Consider the following 17,529-nt stretch of genomic DNA (forward strand, 5'->3'; position numbering starts at 1 on the left):
TTAGCGGGCATGAGTTATTCAAGGCCGTCTGTTTTAACCGAAACCCCACTGCACCCAGGACACTTCAGTCTCTACAGCCAGCAACAATTAAATAACTGACACCAAGGCAAGATTGCCGGGCGCTAGTTTCCCTATTGATCCACGCCAGAAAAACCGGAGCGTTCGCAATCGGTTAGTTGAATAAAGAACAGGCGGAATCGGATGCCTTGGATATCGGTGTCACCTTGACCATGCCAAACAAGTAATGAATGTGACATATTCATGTAGGAAAATTGACGCAATGATGTTCCACCCACCCCGCAACCGACCCTGACCGGCTGCTCCCGGGCGCCCTACGTTGGCGTCAGAGCCTGATCGTGGCACGATGGAGGGGTTATCGACCGAGATCCTTCAACCATGCCCCATTCCCAAGCCAAGAATCTTTCCCTGATCGCCGCTATCGACCTGGGCTCGAACAGCTTCCACATGGTCGTGGCCAAGGCCCAGAACGGTGAAATCCGGATCATGGAGCGGCTCGGCGAAAAGGTTCAGCTGGCCGCCGGCATCGATGAAGAGCGCAAACTCAGCGAAGAATCGATGCAACGCGGGCTCGACTGCCTGAAGCGCTTCGCCCAACTGATCAACGGCATGCCCCTGGGCGCCGTACGGATCGTCGGCACCAACGCCCTGCGCGAGGCACGCAACCGCGCCGAATTCATCCACCGCGCCGAAAAGATTCTCGGCCACCCGGTGGAGGTCATCTCCGGTCGCGAAGAGGCCCGCCTGATCTACCTCGGCGTCTCCCACACCCTCGCCGACACCCCGGGCAAGCGCCTGGTCGCCGACATCGGCGGCGGCAGTACCGAATTCATCATCGGCCAACGCTTCGAACCGCTGCTGCGCGAAAGCCTGCAGATGGGTTGCGTCAGCTACACCCAGCGCTACTTCCGCGACGGCAAGATCACCCCGGCCCGCTACGCCCAGGCCTACACCGCGGCGCGCCTGGAGATCATGAGCATCGAACACGCCCTGCACCGCCTGACCTGGGACGAGGCGATCGGTTCGTCCGGGACCATCCGCGCCATCGGCCTGGCCCTCAAGGCCGGTGGCCAGGGCAACGGCGAGGTGAATGCCGAAGGCCTGGCCTGGCTCAAGCGCAAGCTGTTCAAGCTCGGCGAAATCGAGAAGATCGATTTCGAAGGGATCAAGCCGGACCGCCGCGCCATCTTCCCTGCCGGCCTGGCGATTCTCGAAGCGATCTTCGACTCCCTCGACCTGCAGCGCATGGACCACTGCGACGGCGCCCTGCGCGAAGGCGTGCTCTATGACCTGCTGGGCCGCCACCACCATGAAGACGTGCGCGAACGCACCCTCACCTCGCTGATGGAGCGTTACCACGTCGACCAGGAACAGGTGGTGCGCGTCGAGCGCAAGGCACTGCATGCCTTCGACCAGGTGGCCAAGGACTGGGAGCTGGAAGACGGCGTCTGGCGCGAGCTGCTCAGTTGGGCAGCCAAGGTCCACGAAGTCGGCCTGGACATCGCCCACTACCAGTACCACAAGCACGGCGCCTACCTGATCGAGCACTCCGACCTGGCCGGTTTCTCCCGGGAAGACCAGCAGATGCTCGCACTACTGGTTCGCGGGCATCGTCGCAACATTCCCAAGGACAAGTTCGCCGAGTTCGGCGACGACGGCATCAAGCTGATTCGCCTGTGCGTGCTGCTGCGCTTCGCGATCCTGTTCCATCACATCCGCGGCACCCAGGAAATGCCGCAGGTCGCCTTGCGCGCCGACGGCGATACCCTGGATGTGGTGTTCCCCAAGGGCTGGCTGGAGCAGAACCAGCTGACTCAGGCCGACTTCGCCCTGGAGGCGGAGTGGCTGACCCGAGTCAGCATCACCCTCAACGTACGCTGAGGACCGGGCTGCTCAGACGATCGAGCAGGGTCGTCTGGGCACTGCGCGGGTTCTGGTTGCCGGTTGGCGTATTACGGATGTAGCGACCGTCCGACTGCAGGCTCCAGCTGTGGGTGTTATCGGTGAGATAGCTTTCCAGCTCTTTCTTGACCCGCAGGATCAGCTTCTTGCCCTCGACCGGGAAGCAGGTCTCGACCCGCTTGTCGAGGTTACGCTCCATCCAGTCGGCACTGGACAGGAACAGCTGCTCCTCGCCGCCGTTGAGGAAGTAGAACACCCGGGTGTGCTCCAGGAAGCGGCCGATGATCGAACGCACATGGATATTGTGCGAAACCCCGGCGATACCCGGACGCAGGCAGCACATGCCACGCACCACCAGGTCGATGCGCACGCCGCACTGGCTGGCCTTGTACAACGCACGGATGATCTTCGGATCGGTCAGCGAGTTGAACTTGGCAATGATGTGCGCCGGCTTGCCATCGATGGCGAACTGGGTCTCCCGGGCAATCATGTCGAGCATGCCCTTCTTCAGGGTGAACGGCGCATGCAGCAGCTTCTTCATGCGTAGCGTCTTGCCCATGCCGATCAGTTGGCTGAACAGTTTGCCAACGTCTTCGCACAGGGCGTCGTCGGAAGTCAGCAGGCTGTAGTCGGTATACAGGCGGGCGTTGCCGGCGTGGTAGTTACCGGTGCCCAGGTGGGCGTAACGAACGATCTCGCCAGCCTCGCGGCGCAGGATCAGCATCATCTTGGCGTGGGTCTTGAAGCCGACCACACCGTAGATCACCACCGCACCGGCCGCCTGCAGACGGCTCGCCAGTTGCAGGTTGGACTCTTCATCGAAACGCGCCCGCAACTCGATCACCGCGGTGACCTCCTTGCCGTTGCGCGCCGCGTCCACCAGGGCGTCGACGATCTCCGAGTTGGCACCGCTGCGGTACAGGGTCTGGCGCACGGCCAGGACATGCGGGTCCTTGGCGGCCTGGCGCAGCAGGTCGACCACCGGGGTAAAGGACTCGAACGGATGCAACAGCAGGATGTCCTGCTTGCTGATCACGCTGAAAATGTTCTCGCTGTTCTGCAGCAGTTTCGGGATCTGCGGGGTGAACGGCGTGTATTGCAGCTCCGGATGGCTGTCCAGGCCGGTGATGCTGAACAGGCGGGTCAGGTTCACCGGACCGTTGACCTGGTACAGCTCGTTCTCGGACAGGTTGAACTGCTTGAGCAGGTAGTCCGACAGGTGTTTCGGGCAGGTGTCGGCCACTTCCAGGCGTACGGCATCGCCGTAACGACGGGAGAACAGTTCGCCGCGCAGGGCGCGGGCCAGGTCCTCGACATCCTCGGAGTCCAGCGCCAGGTCGGCGTTGCGGGTCAGGCGGAACTGGTAGCAGCCCTTGACCTTCATGCCCTGGAACAGGTCATCGGCGTGCGCATGGATCATCGACGACAGGAATACATAGTTGTCGCCAGGGCCACCGACGTCTTCCGGGACCTTGATGATCCGCGGCAGCAGGCGCGGTGCCGGAATGATCGCCAGACCGGAGTCGCGGCCAAAGGCATCGATACCCTCGAGCTCGACGATGAAGTTCAGGCTCTTGTTCACCAGCAACGGGAAGGGGTGCGTCGGGTCGAGGCCGATCGGGGTGATGATCGGCGCGATCTCGTCGCGGAAATAGCGGCGGACCCAGGTCTTGAGCTTGGTGGTCCAGTAGCGCCGACGGATGAAGCGGACCTGGTGCTTCTCCAGCTCCGGCAACAGGATGTCGTTGAGGATCGCGTACTGGCGATCGACCTGGCCGTGGACCAGCTCACTGATGCGTGCCAGCGCCTGGTGCGGCTGCAGGCCGTCGGCGCCGGCCTGTTCGCGGGCGAAGGTGATCTGCTTCTTCAGCCCGGCGACACGGATCTCGAAGAACTCATCGAGGTTGCTGGAGAAGATCAGCAGGAACTTGAGCCGCTCCAGCAACGGATAGGACTCGTCCAGCGCCTGCTCCAGCACGCGGATGTTGAACTGCAGCTGCGACAGCTCGCGGTGGATGTAGAGACTGCTGTCATCCAGGTTCGGGATCGCCACCACCGACGGCACCACCACATGCGGCGCCTCGGCCACCACCGGCGCCGGTTCCAGTTCCGGCGGGGTTTCGACGATCTGCTCGACCACCGGTTGAGCTTCTTTTACTTCAACTTCGCTGAGTCCTTCGGTATTCATCGAGTGTTCCTGTGAGGGCTATTTTTGCTCTCGTAGCAATTGAGCGGCACGAACGGCAAAGTAAGTCAGGATGCCATCGGCACCGGCACGTTTAAAGGCGGTCAGGGATTCGAGAATGACCCCTTCACTCAACCAGCCATTCTGGATCGCCGCCATGTGCATGGCGTATTCACCGCTGACCTGATAGACAAAGGTCGGCACCTTGAATTCATTCTTGACCCGGTAAAGGATGTCCAGGTACGGCATGCCCGGCTTGACCATGACCATGTCGGCGCCTTCGGCGAGGTCCGCAGCCACTTCATGCAGGGCTTCGTCGCCGTTGGCCGGGTCCATCTGGTACGAAGCCTTGTTCGCCTTGCCCAGGTTCGAGGCCGAACCGACCGCATCGCGGAACGGGCCATAGTAGGCGCTGGCGTATTTCGCCGAGTAGGCCATGATCCGCACGTTGACGTGACCGGCCAGCTCCAGCGCCTCGCGAATCGCCTGGACCCGACCGTCCATCATGTCCGAGGGTGCCACCACCTGGGCACCGGCCTCGGCGTGGGACAGCGCCTGGCGCACCAGAGCGTCGACGGTGATGTCGTTCTGAACGTAGCCTTCCTCGTCGAGGATACCGTCCTGGCCGTGGGTCGTGAACGGGTCCAGGGCCACATCGGTAATCACCCCCAGTTCGGGGAAGCGCTCCCGCAACGCGCGGGTGGCGCGCTGGGCGATGCCTTGCGGGTTCCAGGCCTCGCTGGCATCCAGCGACTTGAGCCCGGCCGGCGTCACCGGGAACAGTGCCAGGGCGGGAATCCCCAGTTCGACCCACTTCGCCGCCTCTTCGAGCAGCAGATCGATGGTCAGGCGCTCGACCCCCGGCATCGACGCCACCGCCTCGCGACGGTTCTCGCCATCAAGCACGAATACCGGCAGGATCAGGTCGTCGACTGTCAGAACATTCTCGCGCACCAGGCGTCGGGAAAAGTCGTCGCGACGATTGCGGCGCAGGCGGGTGGCGGGAAACAGGCGATTGGCGGGGGTAAAGCTCACGGCAGACTCCTGAGCCCGCGCGGGCGGGCGAGCATGGCAGTTATAAGCGGCCATTATGACGAAGGAATGACAGTTGTGCTTACTCCTGCGACCGGGCGCCGCAGTCGCGACTTTTGTAGGAAATGTTAACGTCGAGACACATTTGGACACTTTCCTCTCTGTCGTCGAAGGGTTAGGCTGCGCGTTCATTTCGCCAGCATCCAGACAATGCTCCAACAATTTCTGCAGGATTTCGGCTACTTCGCCCTGTTTCTCGGAACGTTCTTCGAAGGCGAGACCATTCTGGTACTCGCAGGCTTCCTGGCGTTTCGCGGATACATGGACATCAACCTGGTGGTTATCGTGGCGTTCTTCGGCAGCTATGCCGGCGACCAGCTGTGGTACTTCCTGGGGCGCAAGCACGGCCGCAAGTTGCTGGCGCGCAAGCCGCGCTGGCAGTCGATGGGTGACCGGGCCCTGGAACATATCCGCCGCCATCCGGACATCTGGGTATTGAGCTTCCGTTTCGTCTACGGCCTGCGCACGGTGATGCCGGTGGCGATCGGCCTGTCAGGTTATCCACCGGGGCGCTACCTGCTGCTCAACGGCATCGGCGCGGCCATCTGGGCCGCGGCCCTGGCGGCGGCCGCCTATCACTTCGGGGCGATCCTCGAAGGCATGCTCGGCAGCGTGAAGAAGTACGAGCTGTGGGTGCTCGGCGGCCTGCTGCTGGTCGGCCTGGTCCTCTGGAGCTGGCGGCGCTTCAAGAGCGCCCGCCTGGCCCGCAGGGCCGAGGCCGAACAGTCCCTGGCCGGCCCTACGAACCCGCCAGCCGAATGACCCGCCCCCTGCTGCAGTAGAGCCCGATCACGCTCAGCAGGCTGTAGCTGAGCAGGCCGATCCAGCCCAACGGGCTGGCCGGCCACAGCCCGACCAGCGGCGCCAGCCAGGCCAACGGCACATTCAGCAGCAGCCGCGTCACCTCCAGCTTCAACGCCCATGGCCGGTTCTCCAGGCCCGCCCCGAGTACGAACAGCCCCAGCAGCATCGCCGCCCAGCCGAGCACCAGCGCCGCCTGGGGCAGTTTCTCGGCGAAGTTCATCAGGTAGCTGCCCAGCGCCACGTACACCGCGAACTGCAAGGCGATATAGACCTGCTGACGTGGCTCCAGCGGCACCTCGAACTTGCGAAAGTGCGCCAGGTCATGCTTCGTCATCGGGTACTTCGCCGCGACGTCCGCCGGGCGCCAGCCGGTGGGCATGAACCAGATACGCAGCTTGTCCCGGTAGCGCTCGGCACGCCGCGCGTCAGCGGCCAGTTGCGCGTAGAACTGCAGGTTGGCCCACAGCGGGTTCCAGCTGGCCAGCGGCGTGGTCACCCCGAACACCACCGGCTCGGCGTCGTCCTCCTCCTGGAAGGTGCCGAACAGCCGGTCCCAGAGAATGAACACGCCGCCGTAGTTGCGATCCATATAGAGAGGGTTCTGCGCATGATGCGCGCGATGGTTGGACGGCGTGACGAAGAACCACTCGTACCAGCCGAGCTTGGGAATGTGCCGGGTGTGCACCCAGAACTGGTAGAGCAGGTTCAGCGCCGCCACGGTGATGAACACCGACAGTGGCACACCGAGCACCGCCAGCGGCAGGTAGAAGATCCAGCTCAGCAGGAAGCCCGTGCTGGTCTGGCGCAGGGCGGTGGACAGGTTGTAGTCCTCGCTCTGGTGATGCACCGAATGCGCGGCCCAGAGAATATTGCGCTCATGGCCCATGCGATGCAGCCAGTAGTAGCAGAAGTCGTAGACCACGAAGGCCATGACCCAGACCCACGGGCTGTCGGCCGGCAGATCGAACAGCGCCAGGTGGTCGAGGGCCACGGCGTAGGTCACCAGGCCGACACCCTTGGTCAGCAGGCCGGTGGTGGTCGACAGCACGCCGGTGCTGAGGCTGTTGATCGCGTCGGCCACCCGATAGTTGCGGGTACCGCGGCGATAGTCGGTCAGCAGCTCGACGATGATCAGTACGACGAAAAACGGAATCGCATAAGGAATGAGGTCCATGGCGCTACCCAAGAGGAACGATTGGCCCAAGATTAGGTGTAGTCGCTGCAAATTCCGCTGACAATGAATGCCAGATTGGTAGACATTTAACGCCAGACATCGGGAGATCCAACATGACCAGGAAAATCGCGGTAATCCTATCCGGCTGTGGCGTCTACGACGGCGCCGAGATCCACGAAAGCGTGCTGACCCTGCTGCGCCTGGACCAGCGTGGCGCCCAGGTGCAGTGCTTCGCCCCGAACATCGCACAGATGCAGGTGATAAACCACCTGACCGGCGAGGAAATGCCCGAGTCGCGCAATGTGCTGGTGGAGTCGGCACGCATCGCCCGCGGCCAGGTCCGCGACCTGCGCGAGGCCGATGTACGGGAATTCGACGGGCTGATCGTGCCGGGCGGCTTCGGCGCGGCGAAGAACCTCTCCAATTTTGCCATCGAAGGCGCCGGCTGCAGCGTGCAGGCCGAAGTCCTGGCGCTGGCCGAAGCCTTCGCCGAGGCCGGCAAGCCGGTGGGGCTGATCTGCATCACCCCGGCGCTGGCGGCGAAGATCTACGGCCCGGGCGTGACCTGCACCATCGGCAACGACGCCGACACCGCCGCGGCCCTGGGCCGCATGGGCGCCAACCACCAGGAGTGCGCGGTGGATGAAATTGTCGAGGACAAGGCCCGCAAGCTGGTCACGACCCCCGCCTACATGCTCGCCCGGTCGATTGGCGAAGCGGCGGCGGGGATCAACAAGCTGGTGGACCGGGTGCTGGAACTGGCCCAGGAAGGTTAGGTGGCGCGAGCGAGCCGGGTCAGGATCCGATCCAGCGAATTGGCGAACGCCTGCTTCTCGCGCTCGCCATAGGGCGCCTGGCCACCGCCGACCTGCCCCTGCTCGCGCAGATCGGTGAACAGGTTGCGCACCGCCAGCCGCTCGCCCATGTTCTGCTCGTCGAACGGCTTGCCCCGGGGATCGAGTGCCGCCACGCCCTTTTTCACCAGGCGATCGGCCAGCGGTACGTCGCTGCAGATCACCAGTTCCCCCGTCACCGCATGCTCCACCAGATAGTCATCGGCGGCATCCGGCCCGCTGGGCACCACGATCAGCCGCACGCAGGCGAAGGGTGGCCGGGGCTGCGGTTGCCCCGCCACCAGCACCACCTCGAACTGCCGCTTGAGGGCGAACTTCACCACCAGGTCACGGGCGATCCGTGGGCAAGCGTCGGCATCGATCCACACGCGCATGCTCAGGACGCCTGCAACTGGCGCTTCTCCGCCAGCCGGCTACGGCCGTAGAGCACGATGATCGCCAGCAACGCGACGACCTGGGCACCCAACGAGTAGGCGTCGGCGTGAATGCCCAGCCACTCGAAGTCGAAGAATGCCACCGGCCGCGTACCGAAGATCCCGGCCTCCTGCAGTGCCTTGACGCCGTGGCCGGCGAACACCACCGACAGGGCACAGAGCAACCCGGCATTGATGCCGAAGAACAGCGCCAGCGGCAATTTCGCCGAACCGCGCAGGATCACCCAGGCCAGGCCGACCAGCAGCACCAGCGCCGTCGCCCCGCCGGCCAGCACCGCGCTGTGCCCGGCAGGGCCGGCCTGCAGCCAGAGGGTTTCGTAGAAGAGGATCACTTCGAACAGTTCACGATACACCGAGAAGAACGCCAGCACGGCGAAACCGAAACGACCGCCGCCACCGACCAGGCTGCTCTTGATGTAGTCCTGCCACGCCGCGGCATGCCGGCGATCGTGCATCCACACACCGAGCCAGAGCACTATCACACTGGCGAACAGCGCGGTGCAGCCTTCGAGCAGTTCGCGCTGGGAGCCGCTGACGTCGATCACGTAGGCCGCCAGTGCCCAGGTGCCAGCCCCCGCCAGCAGGGCCAGGCCCCAGCCGATGTTGACGCTGCGCACCGCCGATTGCTGGCCGGTGTTGCGCAGGAACGCCAGGATCGCCGCCAGCACCAGGATCGCCTCAAGGCCTTCGCGCAACAGGATCAGCAGGCCGGAGATGAAGCTCAGCGACTGGCTCAGGCCATCGTTGCCGAGCAGACCGGCAGACGTCTTGAGCTTGTCCTTGGCGAACGCCAGGCGTTGTTCGACCTGCTCCACCGGCAGGCCGTCCTGCAGGGACTGCCGATAGGCCATCAGCGACTTCTCGGTGTCCTTGCGCACGTTGGCATCGACGTTGTCCAGGGAGCTTTCGACCAGTTCGAAGCCTTCCAGGTAGGCCGCCACGGACAGGTCGTAGGCCTGCTCGCGGTCGCCGGCGCGATAGGCGGCCAGGCTCTTGTCCAGGGTCGTCGCGGTGTAGTCGAGCAGTTGCGATGGCCCCCGCTTGACCTGCGGCGGCTGGGCCCGCTGGGCGCGGAACAGCGCCGCGGCCTCGTCGCCTTCGGCGGCCTGGATCTCGCTGGGCGTCTGGCGCGCCAGGTCGGCGATATTGTAGGTCTTGTCGGTCTGCGCAACCGGTGCGGCACTGAAGCTGGCGATGTAGGTCGCCAGGTCCCAGCGCTGGCGTTCGTCGAGCTGATCGGCGAACGACGGCATGTCCGTCCCTTCGACACCCAGGGTCAGGGTGTTGTAGATGCCGTACAGGCTCAGGCGATCGAGTCGCGAGGCGTCACGCAGGTTGGCCGGCGGCGGCGTCATGCCGCTGCCCGCCGGGCCGTCGCCGGCCCCGCTTTCGCCATGGCAGACCGAACATTGCTGGGCATAAAGCGGCGCACCGCGGGCCGGGTCCGGGGTAATGGCCGGAGCCTGGCTGACCTCATAGGTCACGGCCAGCCTGGCGCCCAGTTGGCGGGCCTGACGCGCCACCAGCGAGCCCTCCTGGCGTTCGCTGATGGCCTTGCGCAGGTCGGCAACGCCCTGCTCCAGCTCCGCCCTTTCGGCACGGGCCGGCAACGCGACGACCAGCTTCTGCAACGCGCTGAGGAACTCCAGTTGCTCGTGGTATTCGGTTTCGTCGATGACCTTGCCATCCGCCACCGTGGCCGGGTAGTCCGCGCCGATGTAATCGATCAGGTGCAGGGCCTGGGGAGCGCCTTCCACCGTATTCGCCAGCAGGCTGGAGCTGCATAGGACGAACATCGGCAGCATCAGCCAGGCCAGGAAACGCGTGGGAACAATCATTGAAACGACCTAAATGGAAATGCGAAGTAACATATTGTTCCCTCTCACCGCGCCTCACTCAAGCATTACGCGGTGCAAACAGACAAATAGCCGCTCCGAACGCCCGCCAGGAAGAGAGTCAAAACCACGGCCTGGCGCCTGTTCACTCCCTTGCCGCTCTGCTGCCTGATGGGCAGTTGCTCGATCTGCCGCGGGTATTCGCCAGCGGCTACGCGATTCACTCGTCCCCGGCGAAACCCTGAAGTTTCCTGCACGGGGGTAGGACACCCAGGCGCAGGCCACGACAGTTGCGCAATCACCCTACAACTCCCGGATCCGACCTGCGCAGACAGACGCGGACTCCTACGCGATCTTCCTCCCCCGACACGTCGACGCCACAACCCGCCCCCCTTTAACGTGGTCAGGCGCCGTCATCGCTCGACGCGGTAATGAGCCACCATTTTGGAGCAAAAAAGCCATTACATAGCCAGCACTCGCCGCCTATAATGCCGCGCCGGCGTTATGGGCAAACGCAATAAAAGCTCCTCTTTTAATGAGGAATTGTTAGGGTAGCCTGCCCTGCCAATGGGTTCATCCAGCCAGACCCGCCCTCCGGCTGCTTTCACCATCAGGGAAGATGTCGCTCATGACACCCAGCACCCGCCTTCTTATCGCCCTTGGGGCCGTGACCCTGCTGTCCGGCTGCTCGGTGTTCCGCAACTACGACGGTGAGCTGGCGCAGACCAACCAGCAACTGGCCTCCGGCAATGTCGACGCGGCGCTGTCGCTGCTGGAGAAGAACAACACCGGCGAAGACCGTGACCTGCTGTACTACTTCGAGAAAGGCGAACTGCTGCGGGCCAAGGGCGACATCACCGGCAGCCAGCAGGCCTGGAACAGCGCCGACCAGGTCGTTGGCCAGTGGGAGGATGCGGTCAAGGTCGACTACGCCAGGTATGCCGCCCAGTTCGGCAGCTTCCTGGTCAACGACAAGGTCCGCCGCTACGAAGGCTACGACTACGAAAAGGTCATGCTGACCACCCAGATGGCGCTGAACTTCCTCGCCACCAACGACTTCGAGAGCGCCCGCACCGCGATCAAGAAGACCCACGAACGCGAAGCGGTGATCGCCGAATTACGCGACAAGGAATACCTCAAGCGCGAAGAGGAAGCCGACAAGCAAGGCATCAAGACCCAGTACAAGGACCTCAAGGGCTACCCGGTGGCCAGCCTGGACGCGCCCGAAGTGGTCAGCCTGAAAAACAGCTACCAGAGCGCCTTCAGCCACTACCTCGCCGGCTACATCTATGAAGCGCTGGGCGAGAAGGACCTGGCCGCGCCGGGCTATCGCCAGGCGGCCGAACTGCGCCCCAACACCCCGCTGCTCGAACAGGCCCTGGTCAATCTCGACAAGCCGGCCGGCAAGGACGATGACAGCGATATCCTGATCGTCGTGCAGAGCGGCCTGGCGCCGGCCCGCGACTCGATCCGCATCCCGCTGCCGCTGCTGATCTCCGACAACGTGGTGATCACCCCGCTGTCGTTCCCGATCATCAAGGCCGACACCTCGACCCCCGGCTTCGGCCAGATCGGCGTCGATGGCCAGCAGGTCAACCTGACCGCCCTCAACAGCACCACCGCCATGTCCAGCCGCGCCCTGCGCGACGACATGCCGGGCATCATCCTGCGTACCAGCGTACGGGCCATCAGCCGCGGCATCGCCCAGAAGAACCTGAACAAGGTCAACCCGATCGCGGGCCTGGCCGTGGGCATCACTTCCGCCGTGCTAGAGGGCGCCGATACCCGCACCTGGCGCACCCTGCCGGACACCACCCAGGTGGTCCGCCTGCGCCTGAAGAAGGGCGAGCACCAGGTCTCGCTGCCCAGCGCCGCTGGCGGTTCGCTGGTCAGGATCAACGTCGATCGGCACTACCAGGTGATCAGCCTGCGGGCCATCGGCAACCAGGTATTCACCAGCGGCCTGGCGGCCCAGCGGATCCCGAGCACCAGCCCGACCGCCGTGGCCAGTATCAAACAACCTTGAGAACGGAGTCTTTTTCCATGCGTTTCAAACTGACCGCTGTCGTTGCCCTGGCCCTGCTGGCCGGCTGTGCAACCCCTGCGCCACCACCGGCGCCGGGCAGCGCCGCGAGCAAGATCGTCGTCATGGGCGAAATGAAAGACATCCAGGTCGGCGCCATCCGCGTTGCCCGGGAAAACGGCTTCCTGACCGTGAAGGTGCAACTGAGCAACACGCGCACCAAGAACAAGATGATGTACTACCGCTTTGCCTGGCTGGGCAACGACGGCTTCCCGATCGCCGACGAGGAAGCCTGGAAGACCCTGAGCCTGTATGGCGCCCAGAGCACCTTCCTGCCCGCCATCGCGCCGACGCCGAAGGCCGTCGACTTCCGCCTCGAAGTCAAGACGCCTTGACGCGAAGCCATCCCTTGCGCCCCTTTGAAGAGAACCTCTCCATGTTTGCACGCTTTTCGCTCCTCGCCGTCGTTGCCCTGCTGGCCAGCGGTTGCGCCCAGAACACTTCGCCGGTCCTCGGCGGTAAGAACATCAGCTACGGGGATACCAAGGCTGTCGAGCTGGTCACCAACGAGTTCGGCTCCACCGACCTGCAGATGATCGCCGAATCCATGACCCGCTCCCTGGCCCAGTCCGGCGTGCTGCAAGGCCGCCCGGTGGTCCAGGTGTATGACGTGAAGAACAAGACCAGCGAATACATCGACACCCGCGAGATCACCACCTCGATCAAGACCCAGCTGATGAAATCCGGTACTGCCCGCTTCGCCAGCGACAACACCGAGATGCAGAGCCAGGTCGACCAGCTCAAGCTGCAGAACCAGAGCGGCCTGTACAAGAAGAGCACCATCAGCAAGACCGGCAACATGATCGCCGCCAAGTACCGCCTGGAAGGCTCGATCAGCTCGATCGTCAAGCGCAGCAGCGACTACAAGGACGTGTTCTACAAGTTCAGCCTGCAACTGATCGACGTCGAAAGCGGCCTGGCCGAATGGATGGACGAGAAAGAGATCCGCAAAACCACGGAGCGTTAAGCTATGCGAGCATGGATTGGCATTATCGGCCTGGCCTGGGCCTTTGGCGTACAGGCCGCGCCGAAAGTCGCGGTGGCGGACCTCGCGTATCAGGCGAAGGTGGAGCAGTACATCCGCAGCGTCTCGGCACGCGGCAATTTCCAGCAGGGCTATTACGGTTCGTCCGGCTCGGCGAGCTACGACGAGTACGAAAGCCGCAGCAGCTACATCGAGCAGGGCGAACTGCGCAAGTTCACCGGCGACATCAAGGGTGAGATCCTGCGCAGCGGCATGTTCCAGCTGGTCCAGGGCACGCCCTATACGTCCAACTCCAAGGGTGACGTCTACGACGTCATCAAGCGGATCAAGGGCGGCAGCTTCAAGGGGGCCGACTACGTGCTGTTCGGCACCGTATCGGATATCGACTTCACCCAGGACATCAATGAACTGGCCAACACCAACAGCTACTCGGCGGTGCTGGGCCTGACCCTGGTGGGCGACTTCAGCCTGATCAACACCCGTACCTACCAGATCACCTCGGCGTTCACCGCCATGGGCGAAGGCCAGGACACCAAGCTGGTCAACAGCCGGGATATCCGCGTGTCGCTGAACCGCCCGCGGGTGGTACGCGATGTGTCGAAATCCCTGGGCGAAGATGTCGCACGGCAACTGAGCCTGCAGTTGGGTGGTCCGGACATGTCTCCGGACTCGCGCCCGCCACTGCAACGCAACAACCTGCCACCGGATGAACCGGCCAGGGTTCTGCAGTAGTTCCAGACGCGACAAAAAAGGCGACCATCAAGGTCGCCTTTTTCTTTGCCTCGCCCCCGCTTCAGGTGGTGGCCTTGTGCAGGGTCGCCAGGAAGCCCGCCGCACCCACGAACAACCCGGCAAAGGTCCGGTTCATCCGCCGCTGCTGCCGTGGCGTGCGCAGCAGGCGCAGGACCTTGGCCGCCAGGCCCGTGTAGCCGGCCATGACGATCATGTCGACAGCGATCATGGTGACCCCGAGAATCAGGTACTGATGTACCAGCGGCGCATGGGGGTCGATGAACTGCGGCAGTACCGCGAGCATGAACACCAGGGCCTTGGGGTTGCTGACGTTGACCAGGAAACCGCGGAACATCAGGGTCAGCGGCTTGCCGACCGAACGGATCGTCGCCTCTTCGGTCATGTCGCTGGGCAGCGCACGCCATTGCTTGACCGCGAGGTAGACCAGGTAGACCACACCGAACCACTTGATGGCGTAGAAGGCGGTAGAGGATGCCGCCAGGATCGCCCCGACACCGGCAGCGATGACCGCGATCTGTGCCGCCAGTCCCAGTTGCAGGCCGAGGGCGTTCCAGTAGCCACGCAGGAAGCCGTATTGCAGGCCACTGGACATCGAGGCGATAGCGCCCGCCCCTGGAGACAGGCTGATTACCCAGCATGCAGCGAAAAAGGCCAGCCATGTCTCAAGCAGCATCACGCACCTCGGATAAGAGTTGTAACAAACCTCTAAGCTAATCCGAAGGCGTGAACTTGACCACCGTTTTCTTGAAGCAGCGAGGGCGCGTCCGTCAGGACAACGCCTCCAGTTCCGCCTGCATGCTTTCCAGCAGTTCCAGGGCCGCCATCCAGGCCTCCTCCAGCTCGGACTCACGGCCCTTGAGCTTGGCCTGCTCGGCCAGCAGATCACGCAGCTCGTCCTTGCGGGCGGCTTCGTAGAGTGCGCTGTCGCCGAGGCTCGCCTCGACCGTCGCCAGGCGCTCGTGCAGCTTGCCCAGCTCGGCTTCGAGCTTGTCCGCTTCACGCTTGTGCGGTGCCAGTTGCTGACGCAGGGCTGCGGCGGCCTGACGCTGGGCCTTCTTGTCGGTCTTGTCGGGGTTGACCGGCGCACTGCTGACCGGTGCGCTGCGCTGACGATACTCCACCAGCCAACGGGCATAGTCATCCAGGTCGCCATCGAACTCCTCGACCTTGCCGTCGGCGACCAGGAAGAAGTTGTCGGTGGTGCTCTTGAGCAGATGGCGGTCGTGGGAAACCACCAGCACCGCACCGCTGAACTCCTGCAGGGCCATGGTCAGCGCCAGGCGCATTTCCAGGTCCAGGTGGTTGGTCGGTTCGTCGAGCAGCAACAGGTTCGGCCGCTCCCAGGCGATCAACGCCAGGGCCAGCCGGGCTTTCTCGCCACCGGAGAAATTCAGTACCGGCTCGTCGATGCGCGCGCCACGGAAATCGAAACCGCCGAGGAAGTCGCGCAGGGTCTGCTCGCGTTCGGTCGGCGCCAGGCGTTGCAGGTGCAGCAACGGGCTGGCCTTGGAATCCAGGGAGTCGAGCTGGTGCTGGGCGAAGTAGCCGACCACGGTGTTCTCGCCACGGGTCAGGCGACCCGACAGGGGCGACAGGTCGCCGGCGAGGTTCTTGATCAGCGTCGACTTGCCCGCGCCGTTGGGGCCTAGCAGACCGATCCGCGCCCCCGGAGTCAGCTGCAGCTTGACCTTCTCCAGGATGGTCTTCTCGCCATAGCCCAGGCGTGCATCGGAGAGGTCCAGCAACGGGCTGGAGATCTTGTGCGACTCGCGGAAGGTGAAGTCGAACGGCGAATCGACATGGGCCGCCGACAGCTCCTCCATCCGCTCCAGGGCCTTGATCCGGCTCTGCGCCTGGCGGGCCTTGGTGGCCTGGGCCTTGAAGCGGGCGATGTAGCTTTCCATGTGCGCACGCTGCGCCTGCTGCTTCTCGTAGGCCTGCTGCTGCTGCGCCAGGCGTTCGGCACGGGCCCGCTCGAACGCGGTGTAGCCGCCGCGGTAGAGCACCAGCTTGCGCTGGTCGACATGGGCCACGTGATCGACCACTTCATCGAGGAAGTCACGGTCATGAGAGATCAGCAGCAGGGTACCGGGGTAGCTCTTGAGCCACTCCTCCAGCCAGATGATCGCATCGAGATCGAGGTGGTTGGTCGGTTCGTCGAGCAGCAGCAGATCCGACGGGCACATCAGTGCCTGCGCCAGGTTAAGGCGCATCCGCCAGCCACCGGAGAAGTCGCCGACCTGACGATCCATCTGCTCGTTGGTGAAACCCAGGCCGGCCAGCAACTTGCGGGCACGGGCATCGGCGGTATAACCGTCGGCGCTGTCGAGTTCCGAGTGCAGGCGGGCCAGCGCCGAACCGTCCTGGGCCGCCTCGGCGGCAGCCAGGTCGCGTTGCACCTGACGCAGGCGCACGTCGCCGTCGAGCACATAGTCGACCGCCAGGCGTTCGAGGGTATCGACCTCCTGGCGCATGTGGGCGATACGCCAATCGGCCGGCAGCAAGCAGTCACCCGAGTCCGGGTGCAGCTCGCCCCGCAGCAGGGCGAACAGGCTCGATTTGCCGGCGCCGTTGGCACCGATCAGGCCGGCTTTCTGGCCGGCGTGCAGGGTCAGCTCGGCGTCTTCTAGCAGACGCTGCGGGCCACGCTGTAAAGTCAGGTTCTGAAGTCGAATCATAATGGCGGCGGAGTCTACCAGCTTCCCTCGCAACTGGCGCGGATCTCACCATGCATGCTGACCTGTGGACGTTTTCCCTGGATATTTACGCCAAGCCTGGCGTGGAAGGAACCTGCCTGGCGCTGCAGGGGCATGGGGCGAATGTCTGCCTGCTGCTCTGCGCGGCCTGGCTCGGAGTACGCGGCGTGAAGTACGCGCCTGGGCGGCTGGAGGGCTTGCGGCGGGTCGCGCACCCCTGGCACGAACAGGTGGTGCAGCCCCTGCGGCAACTGCGCGGGCAATGGCGGGCCATGGCCCTGCAGGACAGCGAACTGAAGAGGTTGCGTGATCGGATCAAGGCCCTCGAACTGGAAGCCGAGCAGCAGTTGCTGTCGCGCCTGGAGGCCTTGAGCGGGGATTGGCCAAGGGAAGCGGCCGATGATCTGGCGGTGTGGCTGGAAAGTGCGGCCGGTGAAGCGGCGCACCTGAACCACGACGCGCTGCACCAGCTGCGCGTCGTGGTGAGCCAGGCTTAGGAAGCGCTGGTAGGGGTGCTGCTGGCGGCCGGTGTGGTCGCTGGCGCGGCAGGGGCCGAAGCAGGAGCAGCGGCAGTCGCTGGAGCCGAAGCCGCAGGAGCGGCTGCCGGAGTGGCCGGCTTGGCTGCGGCAGGGGCAGCAGCAGGTTTCGCCGCGGGCTTGGCGGCAGTTGGCTTGGCAGCAGCCGGTTTCGCAGCGGGCTTGGCGGCAGCTGGCT

The 17,529-nt window shown here is 64.0% G+C and carries 15 protein-coding genes; 8 read left to right on the plus strand and 7 right to left on the minus strand.

Annotated elements, in window-relative coordinates; all coding sequences use genetic code 11:
- Window positions 1–396 precede the first annotated feature (396 nt).
- A complete protein-coding gene (ppx, locus tag PF66_RS19845; protein WP_054058488.1) occupies window positions 397–1,899 on the plus strand; it encodes an exopolyphosphatase in 1,503 nt (500 codons plus the stop codon).
- On the opposite strand, the gene ppk1 is transcribed toward ppx, so the two are convergent.
- Complete coding sequence (ppk1, locus tag PF66_RS19850; protein ID WP_054063606.1) at window positions 1,886–4,108, minus strand: polyphosphate kinase 1; 2,223 nt, start codon at window positions 4,106–4,108, stop codon at window positions 1,886–1,888. The two genes, ppx and ppk1, sit on opposite strands and share 14 nt — an antisense overlap.
- 18 nt (window positions 4,109–4,126) lie before the next feature.
- Window positions 4,127–5,140: a porphobilinogen synthase gene (gene hemB / locus PF66_RS19855; protein WP_054058486.1), complete on the minus strand. Its 1,014-nt coding sequence runs from the start codon at window positions 5,138–5,140 to the stop codon at window positions 4,127–4,129.
- Window positions 5,141–5,347: 207 nt separating this feature from the next.
- On the opposite strand from hemB, the gene PF66_RS19860 reads away from it, so the two are divergent.
- Window positions 5,348–5,959 (plus strand): DedA family protein, encoded by a 612-nt coding sequence (locus tag PF66_RS19860; protein ID WP_054058485.1) that lies wholly within the window; start codon window positions 5,348–5,350, stop codon window positions 5,957–5,959.
- On the opposite strand, the gene PF66_RS19865 is transcribed toward PF66_RS19860, so the two are convergent.
- The gene (locus PF66_RS19865; RefSeq protein WP_054063607.1) at window positions 5,937–7,175 is read right to left on the minus strand and encodes a sterol desaturase family protein; all 1,239 of its coding nucleotides are present in this window, start codon (window positions 7,173–7,175) and stop codon (window positions 5,937–5,939) included. The genes PF66_RS19860 and PF66_RS19865 overlap by 23 nt on opposite strands.
- A gap of 113 nt (window positions 7,176–7,288) precedes the next feature.
- Between PF66_RS19865 and elbB the strand changes: the two genes are divergently transcribed.
- The gene (gene elbB / locus PF66_RS19870) at window positions 7,289–7,951 is read left to right on the plus strand and encodes an isoprenoid biosynthesis glyoxalase ElbB (protein WP_054058483.1); all 663 of its coding nucleotides are present in this window, start codon (window positions 7,289–7,291) and stop codon (window positions 7,949–7,951) included.
- On the opposite strand, the gene PF66_RS19875 is transcribed toward elbB, so the two are convergent.
- Window positions 7,948–8,403, minus strand: a complete 456-nt coding sequence (locus PF66_RS19875; RefSeq protein WP_054063608.1) for a YaiI/YqxD family protein — start codon at window positions 8,401–8,403, stop codon at window positions 7,948–7,950. The two genes, elbB and PF66_RS19875, sit on opposite strands and share 4 nt — an antisense overlap.
- A gap of 2 nt (window positions 8,404–8,405) precedes the next feature.
- Complete coding sequence (locus tag PF66_RS19880; RefSeq protein WP_054063609.1) at window positions 8,406–10,301, minus strand: cytochrome c/FTR1 family iron permease; 1,896 nt, start codon at window positions 10,299–10,301, stop codon at window positions 8,406–8,408.
- 625 nt (window positions 10,302–10,926) lie between these two features.
- Here PF66_RS19880 and PF66_RS19885 point away from each other — a divergent pair.
- From PF66_RS19885 to PF66_RS19900, 4 genes are read left to right on the plus strand one after another with little or no spacing between them, the layout of a single operon-like run.
- On the plus strand, window positions 10,927–12,324 hold the full coding sequence (locus PF66_RS19885) for a COG3014 family protein (RefSeq protein ID WP_425357907.1): 1,398 nt from the start codon (window positions 10,927–10,929) through the stop codon (window positions 12,322–12,324).
- 17 nt (window positions 12,325–12,341) lie between these two features.
- Complete coding sequence (locus PF66_RS19890) at window positions 12,342–12,716, plus strand: YcfL family protein (RefSeq protein ID WP_054058766.1); 375 nt, start codon at window positions 12,342–12,344, stop codon at window positions 12,714–12,716.
- 41 nt (window positions 12,717–12,757) lie between these two features.
- The gene (gene lpoB / locus PF66_RS19895; protein ID WP_054063611.1) at window positions 12,758–13,348 is read left to right on the plus strand and encodes a penicillin-binding protein activator LpoB; all 591 of its coding nucleotides are present in this window, start codon (window positions 12,758–12,760) and stop codon (window positions 13,346–13,348) included.
- 3 nt (window positions 13,349–13,351) lie between these two features.
- Window positions 13,352–14,098, plus strand: a complete 747-nt coding sequence (locus tag PF66_RS19900; protein WP_054058764.1) for a penicillin-binding protein activator LpoB — start codon at window positions 13,352–13,354, stop codon at window positions 14,096–14,098.
- Window positions 14,099–14,159: 61 nt separating this feature from the next.
- Here the strand turns inward: PF66_RS19900 and PF66_RS19905 are convergent, their stop codons facing one another.
- The gene (locus PF66_RS19905; protein WP_017902613.1) at window positions 14,160–14,792 is read right to left on the minus strand and encodes a LysE family transporter; all 633 of its coding nucleotides are present in this window, start codon (window positions 14,790–14,792) and stop codon (window positions 14,160–14,162) included.
- A 94-nt stretch (window positions 14,793–14,886) separates the two neighbouring features.
- Window positions 14,887–16,797 carry an ATP-binding cassette domain-containing protein gene (locus PF66_RS19910; RefSeq protein ID WP_054058763.1) on the minus strand — a complete coding sequence of 637 codons (1,911 nt, stop codon included), beginning with the start codon at window positions 16,795–16,797 and terminating at the stop codon, window positions 14,887–14,889.
- 50 nt (window positions 16,798–16,847) lie between these two features.
- On the opposite strand from PF66_RS19910, the gene PF66_RS19915 reads away from it, so the two are divergent.
- Window positions 16,848–17,312 (plus strand): TIGR02444 family protein, encoded by a 465-nt coding sequence (locus PF66_RS19915; RefSeq protein WP_054063612.1) that lies wholly within the window; start codon window positions 16,848–16,850, stop codon window positions 17,310–17,312.
- Window positions 17,313–17,529: the final 217 nt, after the last annotated feature.

This window comes from Pseudomonas asplenii, from assembly GCF_001293465.1.
Classification (GTDB): Bacteria; Pseudomonadota; Gammaproteobacteria; order Pseudomonadales; family Pseudomonadaceae; genus Aquipseudomonas; species Aquipseudomonas fuscovaginae_B.